16 protein-coding genes and 3 pseudogenes are annotated in these 17,281 nt (G+C 68.9%); 10 read left to right on the top strand and 9 right to left on the bottom strand.

Annotated features, from left to right (window positions below; all coding sequences use genetic code 11):
• Nucleotides 1-70: 70 nt before the first annotated feature.
• Nucleotides 71-1,495 carry an amidase gene (locus BS83_RS00710; RefSeq protein WP_037599641.1) on the bottom strand — a complete coding sequence of 475 codons (1,425 nt, stop codon included), beginning with the start codon at nucleotides 1,493-1,495 and terminating at the stop codon, nucleotides 71-73.
• A 72-nt stretch (nucleotides 1,496-1,567) separates the two neighbouring features.
• On the opposite strand from BS83_RS00710, the gene BS83_RS00705 reads away from it, so the two are divergent.
• The 3 genes from BS83_RS00705 to BS83_RS43135 all read left to right on the top strand — a co-directional run bounded on the left by BS83_RS00705 (nucleotide 1,568) and on the right by BS83_RS43135 (nucleotide 3,291).
• Nucleotides 1,568-2,359, top strand: a complete 792-nt coding sequence (locus BS83_RS00705) for an SDR family NAD(P)-dependent oxidoreductase (RefSeq protein WP_037600230.1) — start codon at nucleotides 1,568-1,570, stop codon at nucleotides 2,357-2,359.
• 185 nt (nucleotides 2,360-2,544) lie between these two features.
• Nucleotides 2,545-2,760 (top strand): hypothetical protein, encoded by a 216-nt coding sequence (locus tag BS83_RS00700; protein WP_037599639.1) that lies wholly within the window; start codon nucleotides 2,545-2,547, stop codon nucleotides 2,758-2,760.
• Nucleotides 2,761-2,820: 60 nt separating this feature from the next.
• Nucleotides 2,821-3,291: a cytidine/deoxycytidylate deaminase family protein gene (locus BS83_RS43135; RefSeq protein ID WP_157596671.1), complete on the top strand. Its 471-nt coding sequence runs from the start codon at nucleotides 2,821-2,823 to the stop codon at nucleotides 3,289-3,291.
• 258 nt (nucleotides 3,292-3,549) lie between these two features.
• Here the strand turns inward: BS83_RS43135 and BS83_RS46985 are convergent.
• The 5 genes and pseudogenes from BS83_RS46985 to BS83_RS43110 form a co-directional block, all read right to left on the bottom strand.
• A pseudogene (locus BS83_RS46985) lies at nucleotides 3,550-3,846 on the bottom strand (transposase); the annotation flags it as partial.
• Between the two features lie 673 nt (nucleotides 3,847-4,519).
• Nucleotides 4,520-5,608 (bottom strand): annotated as a pseudogene (locus BS83_RS46980) (recombinase family protein); the annotation flags it as partial.
• Nucleotides 5,605-5,940 (bottom strand): hypothetical protein, encoded by a 336-nt coding sequence (locus BS83_RS00690; RefSeq protein WP_037599637.1) that lies wholly within the window; start codon nucleotides 5,938-5,940, stop codon nucleotides 5,605-5,607. The gene BS83_RS00690 and the pseudogene BS83_RS46980, both read right to left, overlap by 4 nt.
• On the bottom strand, nucleotides 5,937-6,365 hold the full coding sequence (locus tag BS83_RS00685) for a helix-turn-helix domain-containing protein (RefSeq protein WP_037599635.1): 429 nt from the start codon (nucleotides 6,363-6,365) through the stop codon (nucleotides 5,937-5,939). Before BS83_RS00685 ends, BS83_RS00690 begins: the two co-directional genes overlap by 4 nt.
• A gap of 286 nt (nucleotides 6,366-6,651) precedes the next feature.
• Nucleotides 6,652-6,839: pseudogene (locus BS83_RS43110) on the bottom strand (ATP-binding protein).
• A 159-nt stretch (nucleotides 6,840-6,998) separates the two neighbouring features.
• Here BS83_RS43110 and BS83_RS00680 point away from each other — a divergent pair.
• Both BS83_RS00680 and BS83_RS41105 read left to right on the top strand, forming a co-directional pair.
• Nucleotides 6,999-7,496, top strand: a complete 498-nt coding sequence (locus BS83_RS00680; protein WP_037599633.1) for a SigE family RNA polymerase sigma factor — start codon at nucleotides 6,999-7,001, stop codon at nucleotides 7,494-7,496.
• Between the two features lie 15 nt (nucleotides 7,497-7,511).
• Entirely contained in the window at nucleotides 7,512-8,270 is a 759-nt protein-coding gene (locus tag BS83_RS41105; protein ID WP_051942276.1) for a hypothetical protein, read from the top strand.
• A gap of 1,269 nt (nucleotides 8,271-9,539) precedes the next feature.
• On the opposite strand, the gene BS83_RS00670 is transcribed toward BS83_RS41105, so the two are convergent.
• Complete coding sequence (locus tag BS83_RS00670; RefSeq protein ID WP_157596667.1) at nucleotides 9,540-9,740, bottom strand: hypothetical protein; 201 nt, start codon at nucleotides 9,738-9,740, stop codon at nucleotides 9,540-9,542.
• A gap of 540 nt (nucleotides 9,741-10,280) precedes the next feature.
• Here BS83_RS00670 and BS83_RS00665 point away from each other — a divergent pair.
• Genes BS83_RS00665 through BS83_RS00655 form a run of 3 tightly spaced genes read left to right on the top strand, consistent with a single transcriptional unit; the run spans nucleotide 10,281 to nucleotide 12,285 of the window.
• Nucleotides 10,281-11,150, top strand: coding sequence for a hypothetical protein (locus BS83_RS00665; protein ID WP_063774061.1), 870 nt, complete (start codon nucleotides 10,281-10,283; stop codon nucleotides 11,148-11,150).
• The gene (gene cyaB / locus BS83_RS00660) at nucleotides 11,089-11,649 is read left to right on the top strand and encodes a class IV adenylate cyclase (RefSeq protein WP_037599629.1); all 561 of its coding nucleotides are present in this window, start codon (nucleotides 11,089-11,091) and stop codon (nucleotides 11,647-11,649) included. The genes BS83_RS00665 and cyaB overlap by 62 nt, the downstream gene beginning before the upstream one ends.
• 18 nt (nucleotides 11,650-11,667) lie before the next feature.
• On the top strand, nucleotides 11,668-12,285 hold the full coding sequence (locus BS83_RS00655) for a class I SAM-dependent methyltransferase (protein WP_232247978.1): 618 nt from the start codon (nucleotides 11,668-11,670) through the stop codon (nucleotides 12,283-12,285).
• A gap of 58 nt (nucleotides 12,286-12,343) precedes the next feature.
• On the opposite strand, the gene BS83_RS00650 is transcribed toward BS83_RS00655, so the two are convergent.
• Nucleotides 12,344-13,507, bottom strand: a complete 1,164-nt coding sequence (locus BS83_RS00650) for a hypothetical protein (protein WP_157596665.1) — start codon at nucleotides 13,505-13,507, stop codon at nucleotides 12,344-12,346.
• Nucleotides 13,508-13,879: 372 nt separating this feature from the next.
• Here BS83_RS00650 and BS83_RS00645 point away from each other — a divergent pair, with 372 nt between their 5' ends.
• Together BS83_RS00645 and BS83_RS41100 are read left to right on the top strand one after the other, a co-directional pair.
• Entirely contained in the window at nucleotides 13,880-15,079 is a 1,200-nt protein-coding gene (locus BS83_RS00645; protein WP_037599626.1) for a ParA family protein, read from the top strand.
• Nucleotides 15,076-16,314, top strand: a complete 1,239-nt coding sequence (locus BS83_RS41100; protein ID WP_051942274.1) for a ParB/RepB/Spo0J family partition protein — start codon at nucleotides 15,076-15,078, stop codon at nucleotides 16,312-16,314. Before BS83_RS00645 ends, BS83_RS41100 begins: the two co-directional genes overlap by 4 nt.
• A gap of 178 nt (nucleotides 16,315-16,492) precedes the next feature.
• Here the strand turns inward: BS83_RS41100 and BS83_RS00635 are convergent, their stop codons facing one another.
• A complete protein-coding gene (locus tag BS83_RS00635; RefSeq protein WP_037599625.1) occupies nucleotides 16,493-16,735 on the bottom strand; it encodes a CHC2 zinc finger domain-containing protein in 243 nt (80 codons plus the stop codon).
• Nucleotides 16,736-17,281: the final 546 nt, after the last annotated feature.

The following is a 17,281-nucleotide window of genomic DNA, read 5'->3' as shown; positions in this document are numbered from 1 at the left end:
CACCATTGCACACGTCGCTGCAGTTTCCGCCCGAATACTGATCCCCCTGCGTTCCGTCAGCTTCCCGTCGTCATTCCACGCGTGGTCGCCGGGCCTCAAAACGGGGCACGGACTGCTCGAACCAACGTTCGCTGTCCTCCAGTTGCGCGGCCAGCGAGATAAGCCGAGCTTCGCTGGACGCCGGACCGAGAAGCTGAGCCCCCAGTGGGAGCCCTTGTGCGGTGAAGCCCGCCGGGACCGCGATTGCAGGCCAGCCCAGGACGTTCCACGGCCAGGCATACGGGCAGGTGGTGATGGCCGCACGGCGCATGCGCGTGGGCGACATGCCGTCTGTCGAACCGATCCGCGGCGGCGGGGTCGCGGTCGCGGGGGTGAGGATCACGTCGTAGCGGGAGAAGATCTCTCCGACCCGGTGGCGCAGCATCGGTTCGACGGCTCGTGCCGCGTGCAGTACGGGGCCGCGCAGCACGGTGCCGAGTTGGATGTTGGCTCGGGTACGCGGGTCGATGAGGGCGGGGTCGGGCAGGCGGTCGGCCCAGTCGCGCATGCCTGCCATGGCGCGGGGTGCTTGGGTGAGGCCGATCAGCCCGTAACGGGGGCCTTCCTCGGCGACGTCGTGGCCCAGCGCGACCAGCCTGTGCGCCAGGTGGGTAACGGCGGAACGGACCACGGTGTCAAGGGTGGTCCGGGTCGCTGCGAAGGCACGTCCGAAGGAGAGGGCGATGCGTAGCTTGCCGGGCTCACGGAACGCTGCGGGAAGCAGCGTCGCTTGCGGGGGCTTGTGCATGTCGCGGGGGTGGTTGCCCGAGGCCGCGTCGAGGAGCAGCGCCGCATCAGCGACCGTGCGGGCGAGTGTTCCGGGTACGGTCAGACCGTAGAAGGACTCTGCATCGGGCCAGGTGGAGATGCGACCACGCTGGGGCTTGATGCCGACCAGGTGCGTCCAGGCAGCCGGAATGCGAATCGAGCCGGCCCCGTCGGAGCCCATGGCCGCGGGGACGAGCCCGGCGGCGACTGCGGCGGCGGAGCCGCCGGAGGAGCCGCCGGGGGTGTGCTGCAGATTCCACGGATTGCGGGTGGCGCCGAAGGCGGGTCCCTCGGTGATGTGCCACTGACCGAGTTCGGGTGTGTTGGTCTTCCCCACGATGACGGCGCCCGCCTGACGTAGCTGGCGCACGAGGTGGGCGTCCTCGGTCTTGGCGGGGAAGGCTCCGCTGCAACCGAATGCGGTCGGCTCACCGGCCAGGTCCGTATCGTCCTTGATCGCGATCGGCACTCCGAGGAGGGGCCGGCGGTCCCCTGAGGCCAGACTGCGGTCCGCTTCATCCGCCTCGGCGAGGGCCGCCTCCGCACGCACGACCCTGAAGGCGTTCAACGCCTGGTCGCTGGCGGCGATGCGGGACAGCGACTGTTCCACCAGGGCCCGTGAGGTGGTGTCTCCGTCGGCGAGCGCGGTCTGCTGTGCGAGCAGGCTCCGCAAGCCCGGAACTGTCATCTGCCGGTGCCTGCCTTTCATCGATTACTGTTCGTTCGAACGAACAGTAATCGATGAAAGGCAGGCACGATGATGCATCTGACCGGAAAAACGGTGCTGTTGACAGGAGCGAGCGGCGGGATCGGCCGCGCGATCGCGCGGGAGCTCCACCGGCATCATGTTCGTCTGGTCCTGACCGGGCGCCGCATCGAAGCCCTCACCGAACTGGCGGAGCAACTCGACGCCCAGGTCCTGGCCGCCGACCTCAGCTCGGCAGCGGCAGTGGAAGGTCTGGCCGAGGTCGCAGGCCCGGTCGACGTCTTCATCGCCAACGCCGCCCTGCCCTCCAGCGGGGACCTTCTCGGCTACACGCCGGAACAGATCGACCGCGCCCTCGACGTCAACCTGCGCGCACCGATCATGCTGACCCGGCTGCTGGTCCCTGGCATGCTTTCCAGGGGAAGCGGGCACGTCGTGATGATCGGCTCGATCTCCGGCAAAGTAGCCTCTCCCTCCGTACCTCTCTACAACGCGACCAAGTACGGACTTCGAGGCTTTACGCACGGCCTGCGCCAGGACCTCCACGGCACGGGTATCGGCGTCTCCCTGGTCCAGCCCGGCTTCGTCCGCGACGCCGGCATGTTCGCCGACACCGGCGCCACTCCCCCAGCCGGTACCCGTACGGTCGCTCCGCAGCAGGTCGCGACGGCCGTGATCGAAGCCATCCAACGCAACCGCGCCGAGGTCAATGTCGCGCCGCTCGAGATTCGGCTCGCCAGCGCTCTTGGCGGGGTCTTCCCCACACTCGCGGAGAACGTCCAGCGCAAGGCGAAGGCCAAACAGCTGGCTGAACAGATCTCGAACGCCCAGCAGCACAAGCGCTGAGTCTCTCCGAGACACGAGACAGCGGGAGGCCAATCTTTACGGCTGTAAAGATTGACCTCCCCATGGGGAGCCCCTGCCCCGACGGTCCCACCCTCCCCTCCCGCGCGGATGCCCGATCGGGCAGACATGACCGTTTTCTCTCGCCCACTCTTGGTTCGAACGAATCGCCGAGGTGGAGGTTGGTCATGTCCGAAGTCACGAATCAGAAGATGAGTGTGCAATTCCGCCGCGACGGAGAGGGCGTGCACATGCACCTCGCTATCGAGCCCCGCCTCCTGCAGCTGGTCATGGACCGCGGGCGGGTCACCGTCGTGGCCGAGGACATCGGCATCGACACGCTTGGCCTGACCAACGCTCCAGCTGACCAACCCCGCTACCTCGTGATCGCACTCAACAGCTGAGACGGGCCCCCTCGTGGCTCGCCTCAAGCAGAACTCCCGAACCGGCGGCCCCTTGCCGTGATGGGAATCGATCTGGCCATCCGCCAGGCTCTGCGCTCCGAGTGTCGATTCCGGGTGGGCGCGGTCGTAGCCTCCCGTGGGCGTGTCTTCGCCGCAGCTCCCAACAAGCGGCGCAACTCCCCCACAATCGACTTCCGCCACAGCACCTTTCATGCTGAGGAGGCGGCTCTTCGACGCGTCGCCGACGCCTCCGGCCGAGAGATCTATGTGGCCCGCGTCGGCGCATCCGGCACACCGATGCTGGCGCGACCGTGTCCCCGGTGCCTGAAGCTGCTCGCCTCTGCGGGGATCGCAAGGGCCTACTACACGATCGGCCTCGGCCTGATCGGCATGACCGTGCCGGGCACAACGTCATCCCCTCCCGATGACGCCATCATCGAAATCAGTGCTGCGGCACGTTCCGGCAACCCAGGCAGCCGCCACCCACTACCCGCCAAAGACCACCACCCGTACGCATCGGTCGCCGGTTGACCAGCTTCTCCCTCGAGGGCCGCGGCTGGATCTTTACGGCTGCAAAGATCCAACGCCCTACTCCTGCACCCTCCGGGCACACCCGCTGTGCGGACCCGCCCGCCCCCCGCGAACAGCGGCACCGCCTTCCCCTCGCGCGCCGTCACGAGGCCGGCACCGGCCAGCCGCTGATCGACGCCCGGACACAGACGGTTCCAGCCAGCCCGCGCTCGCCTGCCCCGCAGATACTCACGGTGGCCTCGTAGCGGACGGCGAGCTGTCGTATCTCGTGGCCACCGCACGGTGGCGTTTGAGGCGATTGATCCCGCACTCAACTGCGTGGCGCGCCTTGTAGCCCTCCTTGTCGAATTTCGGTGGTCGGCCACCGTGCGAGCCGCGCTTCTTGCGGTTCGCGATCTGGTCGAGCTTCTCCGGGATCGTGCAGCGGATGCCGCGTTGGCGCAGGTAGGCGCGGTTGGCTCGGGAGCCGTATGTCTTGTCGGCGCGGACCTTGTCCGGCCGGGTGCGCGGGCGGCCCGGGCCGATCCGGGGCACCCGGATGAAGTCCAGGACGGTCTGGATGTCGGCGGCGCGTGAACAGTGACCCAGTTTGGCCGGATGAAAACGGTCCCGGTGCTGGTGGTCGGTGTCGTTGGGGTCGGTGGGGACGCGTCCGAGTTCGCGGCCGCGCATGCGGTAGGACTCTCCCTTGAACGTCACCAACGGAACGCAAACGGTCTTCGCTGGACGGCGTGGGACGGCGTGGGCGGGGGTCGGATCGCGTGGGCTCGGCTGGTGGGTCGTCCAGGGGGATCCGTAGGCGGATCTTCACTCGCCAGTCGCTTACCTCGATCTCCTCGACCACCAGGCGGAGGAGCGTCTGCTGCTGGTCGAAGTCGAGGGCGTCGAGTCCGGTGAGCACGCGCTGGGCGAAGCCGTCCAGCCTGCGCCGCAGCTGACCCGTCTGCGCGAGCTCGTGCCGTCGGGCGGTGAGTGCGTCTCGGCGGCGGGTCAGGTCGCCGCGCCGGTGCTCGAGGCCATTGGCGCGTCGCTGCAGCTCGGGCAGGTCGATCAGAGCGGCCTGGTAGAGATCGGCCAGGCGACCCCGCTCGGCCTGGGCGGCGGCGAGCTTGCGGTCAAGACCGGCCAGCTCACGGTCCAGCAACTCAGCGTCACCGGCCCGCGCGGCGGTGGCCTGCTCGCCGGCCAGGAGGACATCGGGACGCAATAGGGCCTGGCGCACTTCGGCGAAGACGAACGCGTCCAGTGCGTCGGCCCGAATGTTGCGTTCCGGGCAGCGGCGGTCGCTGCCGCCGGCGCGGATCGGATCGTGGTTGCGGCAGTAGTAGTAGCGATGCCAGGTGCCGTTGCGCCCACGCATCTTGTGGCAGTTGGTGCCCACGTGACAGGACCCGCACTTGACCAGGCCCCTCAGCAGCCACTGGCCAGACTCGGCCCGCCGTGGGCTCCACTGGCTGTTGTCGTAACTGACCCGGTCGACGGCGGCGAACGCCTCCTCGGTGATGATGGCGGGCACCGCGATCGCGATCCACTCCTCACGCGGCCGGGGGATCTGCCGGTAACGATGGCCGGGCCCTGGGTTGGGCACCGCCTCGGTGCGGTTGAAGTAGACCCGGCCGACGTAGGCCTCGTTGTGCAGGAGACGTCCCAGCGTGGACGTGCCCCAGGTTCCCTTGCCGCTCCGGGGAGTGGGGATCCGGTCCGCGGCCAGCCCCCGGGCGATCTGCCGCATCGACAGGCCCCGCTCGGTGTAGTCGGCGAAGATCCGCCGCACCACCGCGGCCTCCGGCTCGAAAACCTCCAGATGCGCGGGCAGCTCGTGGTCACGCGGGACCCGCCGGTAACCGTAGGGCGCCCGCCAGGACAGCACCTCGCCGGCCCGGGAACGGAAGAGCTTGCCGCGCCGGTACCGCTCGGCGATCTTCGCGCGCTCGTACTCGGCGATCATCCCCTGGACCTGGGTCAGCAGCGTGACCTGCGGATCGTCCGCGACCGGCGGCGCGTCGGTAAAGCACACCTTCACCCCAAGACGGGCCAGCTCGTCCAGGACGACGACCTGATAGGCGTAGACGCGCGCCAAACGGTCCGGGGACAGGCACCATACCCGGGCGAACAGCCCCGCCTCCGCTGCGTCTCGCAACGCATCCAGTCCCGGCCGGTCCAACCGGGCCCCCGAACAGCCGTCATCGGTGAACTCCGCGACCAGCTCGTCGCCCTCCGCCGCCACCCGCGCGCGCAAGACCTCCACTTGGGAGCCGATCGTGCCCCGGGCCTGCTGCCCCTCGGTCGACACCCGCGCATACAACGCCGCCCTCATCGCGCCCACCGCCCCCACCACTCGCTTCGGGCATCGAGCCGCCCCGCCGCCTCCAGCAGCACCGCGAACACCGCGGCCAGAGCATCCACGCGCGCGTCGTGATGCGGACTCCACCCGGGACGACGGGCGCCCAGCAACTCGGCCCGCCACGCGCGCTCACCTTGCGGCCACTCGATCAACCCCGCCAGCCCGCGGCGCGCGAACCGGGCCGCAGCCAGCGACGACGGCAGCCGCCCATGCTCGATCACGTGTGCTCGCAGCACCTCGTACTCGGACTGCGCGGGCTCGCCGGGCCGGTCGAACCAGCCATACTGCGCGTGTCCGGAGCTCATCCGCGTCGGATCCGCTCCACCGTGCGGCGGTGCAGCAAGACCCCGAACTGCCGCTCCACCTCGTCGGCCAGTACGGCGCCGGAGGTTCCCGGCGGGGCGGCACGCAGGAACGCGGCGATGTCCTCGGTGACCTTCAGTGGGCCGCGTCGTCCGGGCTGACCGTCCAGCAGCCCGGCCATGCCCGTCTCCTCGAAAGCCGTCTTGACCAGGTAGAACCCGGACCGCGAGTAGCCATGGGCCGTCGCGGCGGCACCCGCGGTCCGGCCCTCGACCGCGTGTGCGCGCAGCATCTCGTACTTGACCTGGACCTTGTCCTGGGCCAGGAAGAACCCGCCGTCGCCGAACAACGGTGCGCTGACCGCGTCGGCCCGCGGATGAACCAGTCCCGCGGCCTCCAGCGACTTCAACCTCGACACCTCGCCCATCACATCCGCCTCCTACTGCGGACGCTAGGACGGCGATCCCGACGTGTCGACGGTTTCCCGCCGCATGCCCCCAATGCGCCCCTTCTACCAACAGCGCACGCCCCGCAGTTGGGACGAAACGGTCCATCGCAGGGCTTTCGGGCGGCACAGCCCGCTGGACAGCGCGGTGAGGATCACTGGACATCGTGGACTCCCTCCACGACAGGTCGACGCAGGCGTCGACGGTGGTCAGGGTGCAGATACAGCCCCTCCACCGGCCCACCGGAGTCCAACGTGACCGACAAACTCAGCTTTGCGTTCCGTTGGTGGAGTGGACCTCGGCGTGGTGGACGAGGCGGTCGATCATGGCGGCGGCGACGGTCTCGTCTCCGAAGACCTCTCCCCATCGAAGGGCTTGTTGCTGGTCACGATCACGGACGCGCGTTCGCATCTGTTCGAGATCAGCTGGAAGAACAGGTTCGCGCCTGCTGTCACGGTCCTGGTGGCCCCGGACTCTGCGCCACTGCACTGGGTTGGGCACCCCGTTCTGTCCGGCTCTGTGGCGCAGGTCACGACCGCCGTGTGGATAGTGACGGGCTGTCCAAGGCCTTTCTACCTGTGCAAGGCACTGGACAAGGGGAAGAGGTGGGGCGCATGGGCGCTGACAGGGACGGCTTCGACGCGTTCGTGCAGGCCCGGTGGACCGCTCTGCTGCACCTTGCCTGCCTGCTCACCGCGGGAGACGCCCACCGGGCCGAGGACCTGCTGCAGGACGCACTGGTAAAGCTCTGGTTCGCCTGGGGCCGTGTCGGCCGGGAGAGCCCGGAGGCCTACGTGCGCCAGGTCCTGGTCCGCGCGGCCGCCAGGTCCCGGCGGCGGCGCTGGTGGGGCGAACACCCCACCAACGACCTGCCCGACCCCCCGGCGTCAGCCGACACGGCCGAACTGGTGTCGGACCGGCACCGGCTCACCGCGGCGCTTGCGCTGCTCCCACCGAAACAGCGCGCGGCCGTGGTCCTGCGCTACTACCAGGACCTGCCCGAGGCGGCCGTCGCCGAGGCCATGGGCTGCCCGGTGGGTACCGTGCGCTCGCTCACCTCGCGCGGCATCACGAGGCTGCGGACCGCACTGACTCTCTCCCCGGTGACCTGAAGGAGGAACGGATTCATGGACGATTTCGAGAGGGAACTGACAAGACTCATGCACAGCACCCAGGACACCAACCCGATCAGCCCCGACCAGAGCGCCCGCCTCCGGGCCGGCGTCCGCACCCGGCGGCGCACCCGCACCGCGATGGTGGCCGGCAGCTCGCTGGCCATCGCGGCCGGCATCGCCGCCGTTCTGCCCTCGGCGTTCGCCGCCCCCGTCAACACGACCGCCGCCCACACGGCGCTCACCGCGAGCACAGCCCCCGCCCCGGCCGGTACTGCCTGGATGAAGGGCTACGTGGCGGGGACGTTCAAGTCCCTGCTCCCCGCCCACTCCAGCACCGCGCCCTTCTCCCAGGACGGCGGGGTGCCGTTCCAGGTCTCCGCCCCCGAGCGGGCCATGTCGGGGCAGTGGTACGCCTCGGTGAGCACCGACCTCACGACCCCTGGCGGCCGGTCCACCACCGGGCTGACGATCGTGGCCTCGGCCAAGAAGCCGATGCACTGCGTCACGCTGGCCGGGGTTCCCTTCGAGACCTGCACGACCCTCCACCTCGACGGCGGCACTGTCGTCGTGGACAAGTCGTTCAAGGACCCCGTGAAGGGCACCGGCGCCGCCTTCTTGGACGTGTTTTGGAACGGCCCTCACGGTCAGCAGATTCACTTCGGCGAGGCGACCGACAAGCCCAACCACCCGGCACTGACCGTCCAGCAGGCCATCACGATGGTCACCTCACCCGCCTGGAACAAGGTTCTCGTAGCACTCGCCGGCAAGTAACGGGCCCCAGGGAGGGCCCGGCAGTGCACGCCGGGCCCTCCCTGGGCTGGAACCAAATAAGGAGGCCGACAAGCACGTCATCCGCGGCTGGCAATGACCTACTCTTACCCCCACCGGACGCGAAGTGGCCGCCCCGCGACCAGACCTGCGACGGCACGGCAGCAGGCCCCGCCTGACCAAGCGCCACAAACCCGCAACCGCGGCCACAGCCACCTGCGTCATCTCGGCAGACGCGTAGTAGAGCTGCGCCATCGCGAACCTGTGCCGTTCCTCCCTCAGCAGCAGTCCGGCGGCCTGCGACGGCGCTCCCGGAGGGCGGACAGAGGCCCTGCCGAGCTCTACCATCTGCGTCATCATCGTCAGCGCATGGTCGGTGCCCAGGTGTTCCACCAGTTCCGACCGCACTTCGGCGACCTGATCAGGCGTCGGCGGCGACCAGGCAATGACACGGGGCTGCGGTGCCCCCTTCCCTGCGCGGTTCCGGAATGTTCGGGCCGTCAGGCATGCGACAAGCAGTACCACGCACCCCTGACGGTGTGTGCCCCAACAGAGGCAACAGCCTGCCGGGGCACTCACGGCGGCGCTACGCTGCGGCCGTGATACCGCAGGGCGAAGACACAGACCTGATCCAGCCCCCTCACCGAGACCGGCCGCGGATCGCTGCTGGGCACCTGTTCGACCAGCCGCGCAGGGAGAAGCGCCGCGACGTCATACATGTACTCGCCGCAACGGTGCCGACGGCGGCCATGGAGAAGCGGCGTCGCCACAATGGGCCCCACTGCTGATCACCCGGGCAGCTAAGCTCCACTCAGCTCACCGTCGCTGAACGCTTCATCACGCTCGCACGGGATCGCCCGGCACTCTGACCGGTGCCGGGCTTCTTCATGCCCGCCGCCGGGCCACCCGTTCGCCCGCCCTCCGCATGCCAGTCCGACCCGCGTGGTGCAGCCTGGTGAAAGGCGCTTCGCCACGGGCGCCGCCGCGTCCGCGCTTCCTGACGGTTCCGGCGCCGGGGCTCACACTCCCCAAGTGGTGCCCACAGGGCTGCGGACAGGCTCCCCTGCGGGCAATCCGGCGGGCGCGGTGAACCCCCGAGCACCGCACCCGCCGGGCCATCCTCAGCCGATCACCAGACGGTCCCACTCCCAGCTGACGGTGGCATAGCCGTCGTTGGCCTCGGAGAACCCCTCGGGATTCATCCACGGTCGCACTGTGGCGGTCATAGGCCAAGCTCCTCGGAGGTCCTCCCGAAGTGCAGGTAAGGCCCGGCTACCGCACCCCCGCGGCAGCGAGCATGTTGCGGACAGCCCCGGCGTCCAGGCCGGTCCGCGCGGCGATCCGGGCCACAGACACGCCGCTACGGCGCGCCGCCTGCACGGCCGTAGCCAAGACGCGCCGCGCCGCGTACAGGTCCCGCTTCGCGGCCTCGACCGCCGCGGCAGCCTGCTCAAGAGCATCATCGTCGTTCACCGGCTCAGCCTTCCTCTCTGGCATGCCGCCGGTCACCGGCAGTCCCGGATTCGTCGGGCTGATTCTTCCTCAGCCCAGGGCTCCCGGGCGCACCGGTAGACGCTGCGCGCAAGCACGGCACGGCCGCTGATCTCCCGCTGCTCGGCCGGGCTGTATATGGGACGGTTCGGCATGGGATGCAACCTATGCCATCGACAGGGCGGCATGAGAACGGCCCCGTCAGCCGCTGCGACGCATCGGGGCCGACGTCAGCGCGTGTCCATGGCGAGGGTGCCCGGCTGGGTGGGCTTGGAGGGAAAGACTCGCCGGGGGTGCCACGGGCCGGCCGGGCGGCGGCAACCGCGTCGGCTGTCGCGCATCCGCTCGTCATTCCTCCGGGCTCGCGCACGGATCGGTCGCCTGCCCGGACCGCCAGGCGTGTCCTGCGCGCCGCCTCACCGAGCTGATACCGACCGCTCACGGATCCGGCCCCACTCCGGGCCGACTACCCGGAGCCGTGCCCCACGGTCCGCGGCCAGCTGCCCGGGGGCACAGCGGCGGGTGCGGCGAATCCACGTTCAGCCGATCGCCAGACAGTCCCACTCCCAGCAGGCCGCCAACTACGGCGTCTCCCAGGGCCGCCTCGCTGCCGCGACCGGCATGGCCCAGGGCCGGATCAGCGAGATCGCCAACAAGCGGCGCCGGGTGGAGCGGCTGGACCTCTTCGAGCGGATCGCCGGCGGGCTCACCATGCCCGACGACGCCCGCCGGCTGCTCGGCCTCGCCCCCGCGCGCGACAGCACCGGCGCCGCGTTCGACCTCGGCACCTGGCCCGAGGTCGTCCGCGTCTACGACACCCAGGCCGCGGCCGCCGCCGAGATCGGCCAGGAGGCGGCCACCGCCCGCGAGGTCGACATCCTCGCGGTGCGCGGTTTCGGCCTGCTCGCCCTCAACGACTCACTGCTGCACGCCCACCTGACTCGGCCTACTCCCCCACGGCTGCACGTCCTGCTGCTCGCCGGCGACTCCCCCGCCCTCGCCCGCCGCGCCGCCGAGATCGGCGAGTCACCGCTCGCGCTCGCCTCCGGCATCGACCTCGCCCAGGAGCGCTTGCACGACCTCGCCGCCGAGGGCGACGTCCAGGTCCACCGCTACCAGGCGCTACCGGTGTGGAGGCTGATCCGCTGCGACACCGTCTGGTACGTCGCCTGCTTCGCCGCGGGTTGGGAAGGCCACGCGTCCGCGGTGTACAAGATGGTGGAGGCACTCGCCGGACCGCTCGTCGCGGGCTTCCGCCGGATGTTCGAGGCGATGCTGGACGAGAGCGAGCGCACCGTCGGAGACGGGCGCAGCACATGGGGAGGCCCACGTGATCGAGGCAGAGGTCAAGGCGAAGGTCCACGACCCGAAAGGCGTCCTCGACGCCCTTGAGCAACGCGCCGAAGCCAGGAGCGAGGTCTACGCCGACACCTACTTCGACCAGGACGGCCGCCTGGACGCCACGGACCGGGAGTTGCGGATCCGCACCGTCCACGGTGCGACGTCGACCCGCTCCGTGCTGACGTACAAGGAACCGCGCGTCGACGCCGTCTCCGGGTCCAAGCCCGAGTGGGAGACTGTTGTCGCCGACCCGGCCGCGCTGCACACCATCCTCGGACACCTCGGCTACTCCCCCGCGCTCGCATTCGAGAAGCGCTGCCGCAGCTACGACCTGGCCATCGATGGCCGTTCCTTCGCCGTCACCTTCGTCCAGGTCCCCGAACTCGGGGGCCACTTCTTCGAGGTGGAGACCAGCGCCGACACCGAGCAGGAACTGCCCGGGGCACTCGACGCCGTGCGCACACTGCTGCGTGAGCTCGGCATCGGCGCCGAGGACGAGACGAACGAGCTCTACACCGACGCCGTCGCCGCCCGCCGACGGACAGGCTGACCGATGGCGGGGCCGGTCGTGGACCTGTATTGGAACACCAACGTCGCCAGGCACCCCGGCATCCTTCGCGCCGTCCCGGCGGGGTGCCGCGACGCACTGGACGTCGGCTGCGGAGACGGCCTGCTCGTCCGGAAGCTCAGCGGGCTGACGCAGCGTGTTACCGGCATCGACCTGTCGCCGGACATGGCCGCCCGGGCACGCGAACTCAACACTGAGCACCCAGACGTGACGGTGATCGAGGGCGACTTCCTCACCGCCGACCTCCCCGCCGGGGGCTTCGACTTCATCTGCTCAGTAACCACGATCCACCACATGGACTTCGAGGCCGCTCTCACGCGCATGCGCGACCTGCTCCGGCCAGACGGCACGCTGGTGGTCGTCGGCTTGGCCCGCGATGCGACCGCGACGGGTTGGGCCGTCAGGATCGCGGCCGCCCCGGTCGTACGTGTCGCCAAGCTGGTCCGCCACGCGCACGGACCGGAAGGGATGCCGCTGGCCGACCCATGCATGAGCTACGGCGAGGTCCGTGCGGTCGCTCGGCGCCTGCTCCCGGGCATGCGATACCGCCGGCACATGTTGCGCCGTTACTCACTGACGTGGGAGAAAGGCCCTGCAGCTGCTTCGGGTGGCGCCTGACATGACTGCTGTGTGCGATCTGGGCATGGGGTTCAGGCGCCGGGTGATTACGCCGTAATCACTCCGCGGTCGCGTCAGGGTGAGCCGTAGGGTCGAGCAATGCGCGCCAGCAGCCGTCCGCGAGTGCCTGCCTCAGCTCTCGGACCAGCGGCCCGCGTGTACGGCCAGGCAGCGCGCCTCGGCGTATCCGGGTCGTCTCCGCCTCGCAGTAGGGAGCGAAGGCAACAACCAGGGCATGCATCTGTTCGGCGTGGCGCTGCCCTAGCTCCTCTCGGGCGGCCCAGCTTGCCTCATACCAGGGCCGCCGCAGATCCTCGCTAACCTGCGCGACCGTCCGTCCCAGCTGTCGGATGAGCATCTGGCACTCGCGCCAGCGTTGGGCCAGGGCCCGAATGAAGCGGCGCCGATTGATGACATCCCAGGCGTCTTCGCTGCTCTCCGCGCGCAGTTCCCGCATGTTGAGCGTGGAGAGCGAGATCGTGAACTGCGCGGGGATGCCGGCCAGCTCGCAGTGGCGGTCCCGTAGATGCTCGAGAGCCGAGGCCCAGGGGCGCAGAAGCAGCGGGTGGCGCAGGTCGGCGACTCGCTCCTGCTGGTCTGTCACATCCCCCGCCGCGAGATGGGTGATCTTGTGTGGTGGTGCTGCCAGCAGGGCGTGGATGCCAGGGCTCGCAGGTGTGTCGATCAGTCCGCGCTTCGTTGCGTCCTCGATGGCGTCCATGACGTTGCGGTAGCCGGTCCCGTAGAGCGGTGGATGGGTGGGCAAGCCCTGGCGGCCGAGTTCCTCAGTGAACAGTTGATCGGCTTCCTCGCGGTAGTGCTTCGCGAGGATAGCCAGCGCCATGAGCCGCGCGTCCTTGAGATGCTCTGGGAGCATCTCCCAGCCCTGGTCCTGTTGCCGTGCTTTGAGGAGGGCGTTTACCTCGCCCATGCGCTCTTGCACGGCACCGGATTGACGTCTGACTTTGGCCAGGCGTGTGTCGCAGGTGTAGGTCATGCGCTCGACGCTGGATGCGAGCTCACCAGCGCCGGCGTAGAGGGCGTCTGCCCAACGTTCAGTCCAGGCGTCACTGTGCAGGGCTTCAGATGCCGAGGGGTGGATCGGGCCGGTGGCCTCTGCGATGGCCGTGGTGACCAGGACGTCGAAGTCGACTTCCCACCAGCGCGCCAGCTCGCTGTAGGTGAGGGCCCGTACGTCGCCCATCTTCATGTAGCTCGGCACGATGCCCACTCCCCGATGTGTCGTGTACGAGTAAAGGCATTCTGCCCCGGTCAACCGACAACCAAGCGAGGGCGAGATCGGGTTGAGTGCAGTACCGATCTCCCACCTCCTGCTGAACCGGGGGTCGACTGAATCCTCGTCCAACTGCGAGAGCAGAGAAGACCTCGTTGCACGAGCTCACCGAGAGGCTGCTCTGCGACATCGGCGGGCCGAAGGCCCTCGACTACGGCACCGTCAGCGCGCGGATGGTCACGCTCGACTGAGCCAGCTCCGGCGGGAAACGGCCAGGCATTGCGGCAGGCGCACCGGCACCAGGTAGACACGCGCGCATCCAATGCACCCAAGTGGCCGCGATGCCACTATGGTGACGTCATGGCGACTCCATACTCTGACGGTGCTCGGGAAAAGGTTGCGTCGAAGCTGCCAGCTGCCCTGCGCCAGGAACTCAAGACCAGAGCAGCCCAACTCGGCATCGATATGCAGGACGCAGTCACTGACGCCGTCGAGCAATGGCTTGCCCGCCCTGCCGAGGGCACCTCCACGGTGGACACCGCCGGCGCGGAGAGCTGGAACACCTGGCTTCCTGCTGGCCTGTACGACCGGTTCAAGACCGAGTGCGGCGCCCGGGTCATCTCATACGCCCAGGGGCTCGCTCAAGCCATCCGCGTCTGGGTCGACTCCCACACCGTGCCGCTGACTGAGCTGACGATCCCCCAGTACTCGCGCCGCATCGTGGTATGCAACCAGAAGGGCGGCGTCGGCAAGACCACGATCGCCGCGGGCATCGGCCAGGCCATAGCGCTGGGCCTGCCGGCCACCACCGGTAAGCAGCGACTGGCCGCCCTTCCGGGCCGCCGCACGCTTCTGGTCGACTACGACCCTCAGGGCCACCTCACTTCCCAGCTCGGCGTCAAGCAGGTGCCGCCCGGCGAGGAAAGCCTGGTAACGCACATGGTCGACCGGGAGCGGACCACGGGGACGCTACTCGACCAGGTCGTGCCGATCACGCCGGAGCACTTCGACAACCGCCTGTTCCTGCTGCCGTCCAGCTTCGACGCCTTCCTGCTCGACTCCCGCCTCGGCTCGATCCGCGGCCCGCGCGAGACCTCCCTGCAGCGAGCCCTAGCCCCGCTCGAGGAGCACTTCGACACCATCGTCATCGACGCTCCCCCGAACCTGGGACTGGCCATGGACGCGGGCCTGTTCTACGGGCACCGCCGCAAGAACGAGGCGGTCGGCGCGTCCGGCGTGCTGATCCCCGTGGAGGCCGAGGACTCCTCCGCCGACGCCTACGCCATGCTCGACAGCCAGATCCGCGCCGTCAGCCTGGACTACGACGTCGACATCGACCGCCTCGGACTGGTCGTCAACAAGTTCGACAAGCGCAAGGGCTACGTCGCCACGCACTCCCTCGATAACTGGCACTCTCTCGGCACCCCTCCCGTAGTCGCGGTCGTCCCCGACCTCAAGGAGCAGCGCGAGGCAGTCCACCTGAAGCAGCCCTTGCTGATGTACGCCCCCACGTCCACGCAGGCGCAGCGCATGCGCGAGATCCGCCGGAGGCTCGGATGAGCATCGCGAAGAAGCTCCAGGGCGGAGGCGGCTCCTTCGGTGCCCTCGCCCATCCTGATGAGCGGGGACAGGCCGAGGCAGCTGCCCGAAGCGAGGCACTCGACGCGACAGGGCGGGTCCGGCGGTCTTCCCGTGCCCCGCTCTCGTCGATCGTGTTCAACCCGCTCAACCCGCGTAAGACGATCGTGGACGAGTCGATCGAGGAGCTCGCGGAGAGCCTTCGCCGGCAGCAGATCGTCCCGATCACGGTGGTGAGCCGGGAAGCTTTCCTGGACGCGCACCCCGAGCAAGCTGCGGCGATCGGCGCCGCCGACTTCATTGCGCTGGACGGCAACAGGCGTCTGCTTGCTGCCAACCGCGCGGGCCTTGAAGTTCTGCGCGTCGACCTCAATGACGACCTGGTCGCCACGGCGTCGGACATGATGGAGGCTGCGCTCGTCGCCAACGCCCACCGCGAGGATCTCCTGCCATTCGAAGAGGCGCAGGCGATCGAGCAACTCCTCGACACCGTGTACGGCGGCAACCAGGCTGAGGTGGCACGAAAGCTCGGCAAGTCCAGGGCCTGGGTCGGCCAGAGGCTTTCCCTCTTGCACTTGACGCCAGAGTTGCAGGAGCAGGCTGGGACCGGTGAGCTGCCGATCAAGGAGGCTCGCAAGATCGGGGCCGAGGCGCGGGCCGGGAAGCTCTCCCCCGCGCAGCAGAAGGAGCGGGCACAGGCGGCGAGGGAAGCGGCCCAGACCAAGGCTTCGGCCAGAGCAGCGTCGGGCGTGCAGGGAGCGACTCAGGACCAGGCGGATGTAAACCGGGTTTACACGGGGGGCCCGGCCACCGAGCCCGAGGTCGGCAGCAGGCCCAACGAAGCCGCCGATGTAAACCCGGTTTACACGGGCCTCTCGATCAGTGAGCCGGCTGGTTCTGACGGACCTCGTGAGGGCGGGGATGTAAACCCGGTTTACACGCAGGGGGTGCCGGAACAACGTCCGGCTGCACCGGAAGGATCAGCAGGCACGGTCACGTTGCTGCTCAACCCGCTCGACGCGGTCGAGACCGCGAAGGCTATCCGTGCTGAGATGGACTCACGGCAGGTGAGTCACCTCGTTTCCGCGCTGCTGACTGACGGGGTGTCGCCCGAGGAGGTCGCTGGTGCCCTGGCTTGGCACCTTGCCCCCCTCGACCTTGAGCGGGTGACCCAGTCTCTCCAGGAGCGCCGCCAGGAACGTTCCATGAGTGGCTGACGATCCGTCCACGTGCTGCACAAAGAAGGCCCTCACATCCCTACCGGGAGCGTGAGGGCCTTCGTGATTCGTCAGAGTCAGACTTTGCAGGAAGGCCTGCCCACCCATCTGAAGTCCGCTTCAACGATAGAAGGGGGTGCCTCCCCAGGTGGGAGGCACCCCCTTCGTCGTGCACGCCTCAGGCTGCACGGCGCAGGGCTTCGTCGCGGGACAGGCCTTCGGCGCGCATGAGGAACCCGGTGAGGTCGCCGGTGGAGCCGCAGCCGAAGCAGTTGTAGACGCCTTGGTGTTCGCTGACGTAGAACGTGCCAGCGCTGCTGGTGTCCTCGTGGAACTGGCACCGCCCTTGGAGGGTGCGGCTGTCGACGCGGACGAGGTCGGTGTGCCTGGCGGCAGCGGCGGCGAGGGTCAGTGCGGGCATGAGTGGATGAACACCTAATTCCCCTGTAGCCACTTCACGGGCCCCGCGGTTCGCCGGGGTGGTTCGAACGGGTTGTGATGCCTTCCTCACTACCTGGCTACGGATGTCTCAGGCCAGAGCGGCAGGCAACTCGATCACTTGCGGCAGGTCGATCTTGTGGACCTCGGGCGATCACTGTAATTGACCTGGGTGCTCAGTCCTATTGGCAGAGCGTGGCCCCGAGTTCCTCACGATCGACCTGGCGCAGGCCGAAGCGGCGGCCTCGCAAGCACCGGACGTACGCCAGATCGCTACCCGGCACCGATGCCCATCAGGAGAGCGGCGGCGTGCGGTGCTTGCGAGGCCACCACCGCCCGCTACATCTCTCTGGCGGCCCGCGTGGGTACCGAGCGTCAGACCTAATGAACACCTGGCCTGCAGGCCTCCGCGGAGACGGGCGGTGCTCGGTGCTCTCGCGACCGCCAGAGGCGTCAATGCCATCCACTCGATCACTCGTTGGTGTTGGCCGCGCGGGCAGAGGGCTGTTCGTGGACATGTTGTTAGTGG

It is taken from the genome of Streptacidiphilus rugosus AM-16 (assembly GCF_000744655.1).
Classification (GTDB): Bacteria; Actinomycetota; Actinomycetes; order Streptomycetales; family Streptomycetaceae; genus Streptacidiphilus; species Streptacidiphilus rugosus.
This window is presented reverse-complemented; position numbering and strand designations above follow the sequence as displayed.

Bases quoted from the DNA above. Each gene is read 5' to 3' on its own strand.
- BS83_RS00710 (WP_037599641.1), bottom strand. From the start codon at position 1,495: ATGACAGTTCCGGGCTTGCGGAGCCTGCTCGCACAGCAGACCGCGCTC.
- BS83_RS00705 (WP_037600230.1), top strand. From the start codon at position 1,568: ATGCATCTGACCGGAAAAACGGTGCTGTTGACAGGAGCGAGCGGCGGG.
- BS83_RS00700 (WP_037599639.1), top strand. From the start codon at position 2,545: ATGTCCGAAGTCACGAATCAGAAGATGAGTGTGCAATTCCGCCGCGAC.
- BS83_RS43135 (WP_157596671.1), top strand. From the start codon at position 2,821: ATGGGAATCGATCTGGCCATCCGCCAGGCTCTGCGCTCCGAGTGTCGA.
- BS83_RS00690 (WP_037599637.1), bottom strand. From the start codon at position 5,940: ATGAGCTCCGGACACGCGCAGTATGGCTGGTTCGACCGGCCCGGCGAG.
- BS83_RS00685 (WP_037599635.1), bottom strand. From the start codon at position 6,365: ATGGGCGAGGTGTCGAGGTTGAAGTCGCTGGAGGCCGCGGGACTGGTT.
- BS83_RS00680 (WP_037599633.1), top strand. From the start codon at position 6,999: ATGGGCGCTGACAGGGACGGCTTCGACGCGTTCGTGCAGGCCCGGTGG.
- BS83_RS41105 (WP_051942276.1), top strand. From the start codon at position 7,512: ATGGACGATTTCGAGAGGGAACTGACAAGACTCATGCACAGCACCCAG.
- BS83_RS00645 (WP_037599626.1), top strand. From the start codon at position 13,880: ATGGCGACTCCATACTCTGACGGTGCTCGGGAAAAGGTTGCGTCGAAG.
- BS83_RS41100 (WP_051942274.1), top strand. From the start codon at position 15,076: ATGAGCATCGCGAAGAAGCTCCAGGGCGGAGGCGGCTCCTTCGGTGCC.
- BS83_RS00635 (WP_037599625.1), bottom strand. From the start codon at position 16,735: ATGCCCGCACTGACCCTCGCCGCCGCTGCCGCCAGGCACACCGACCTC.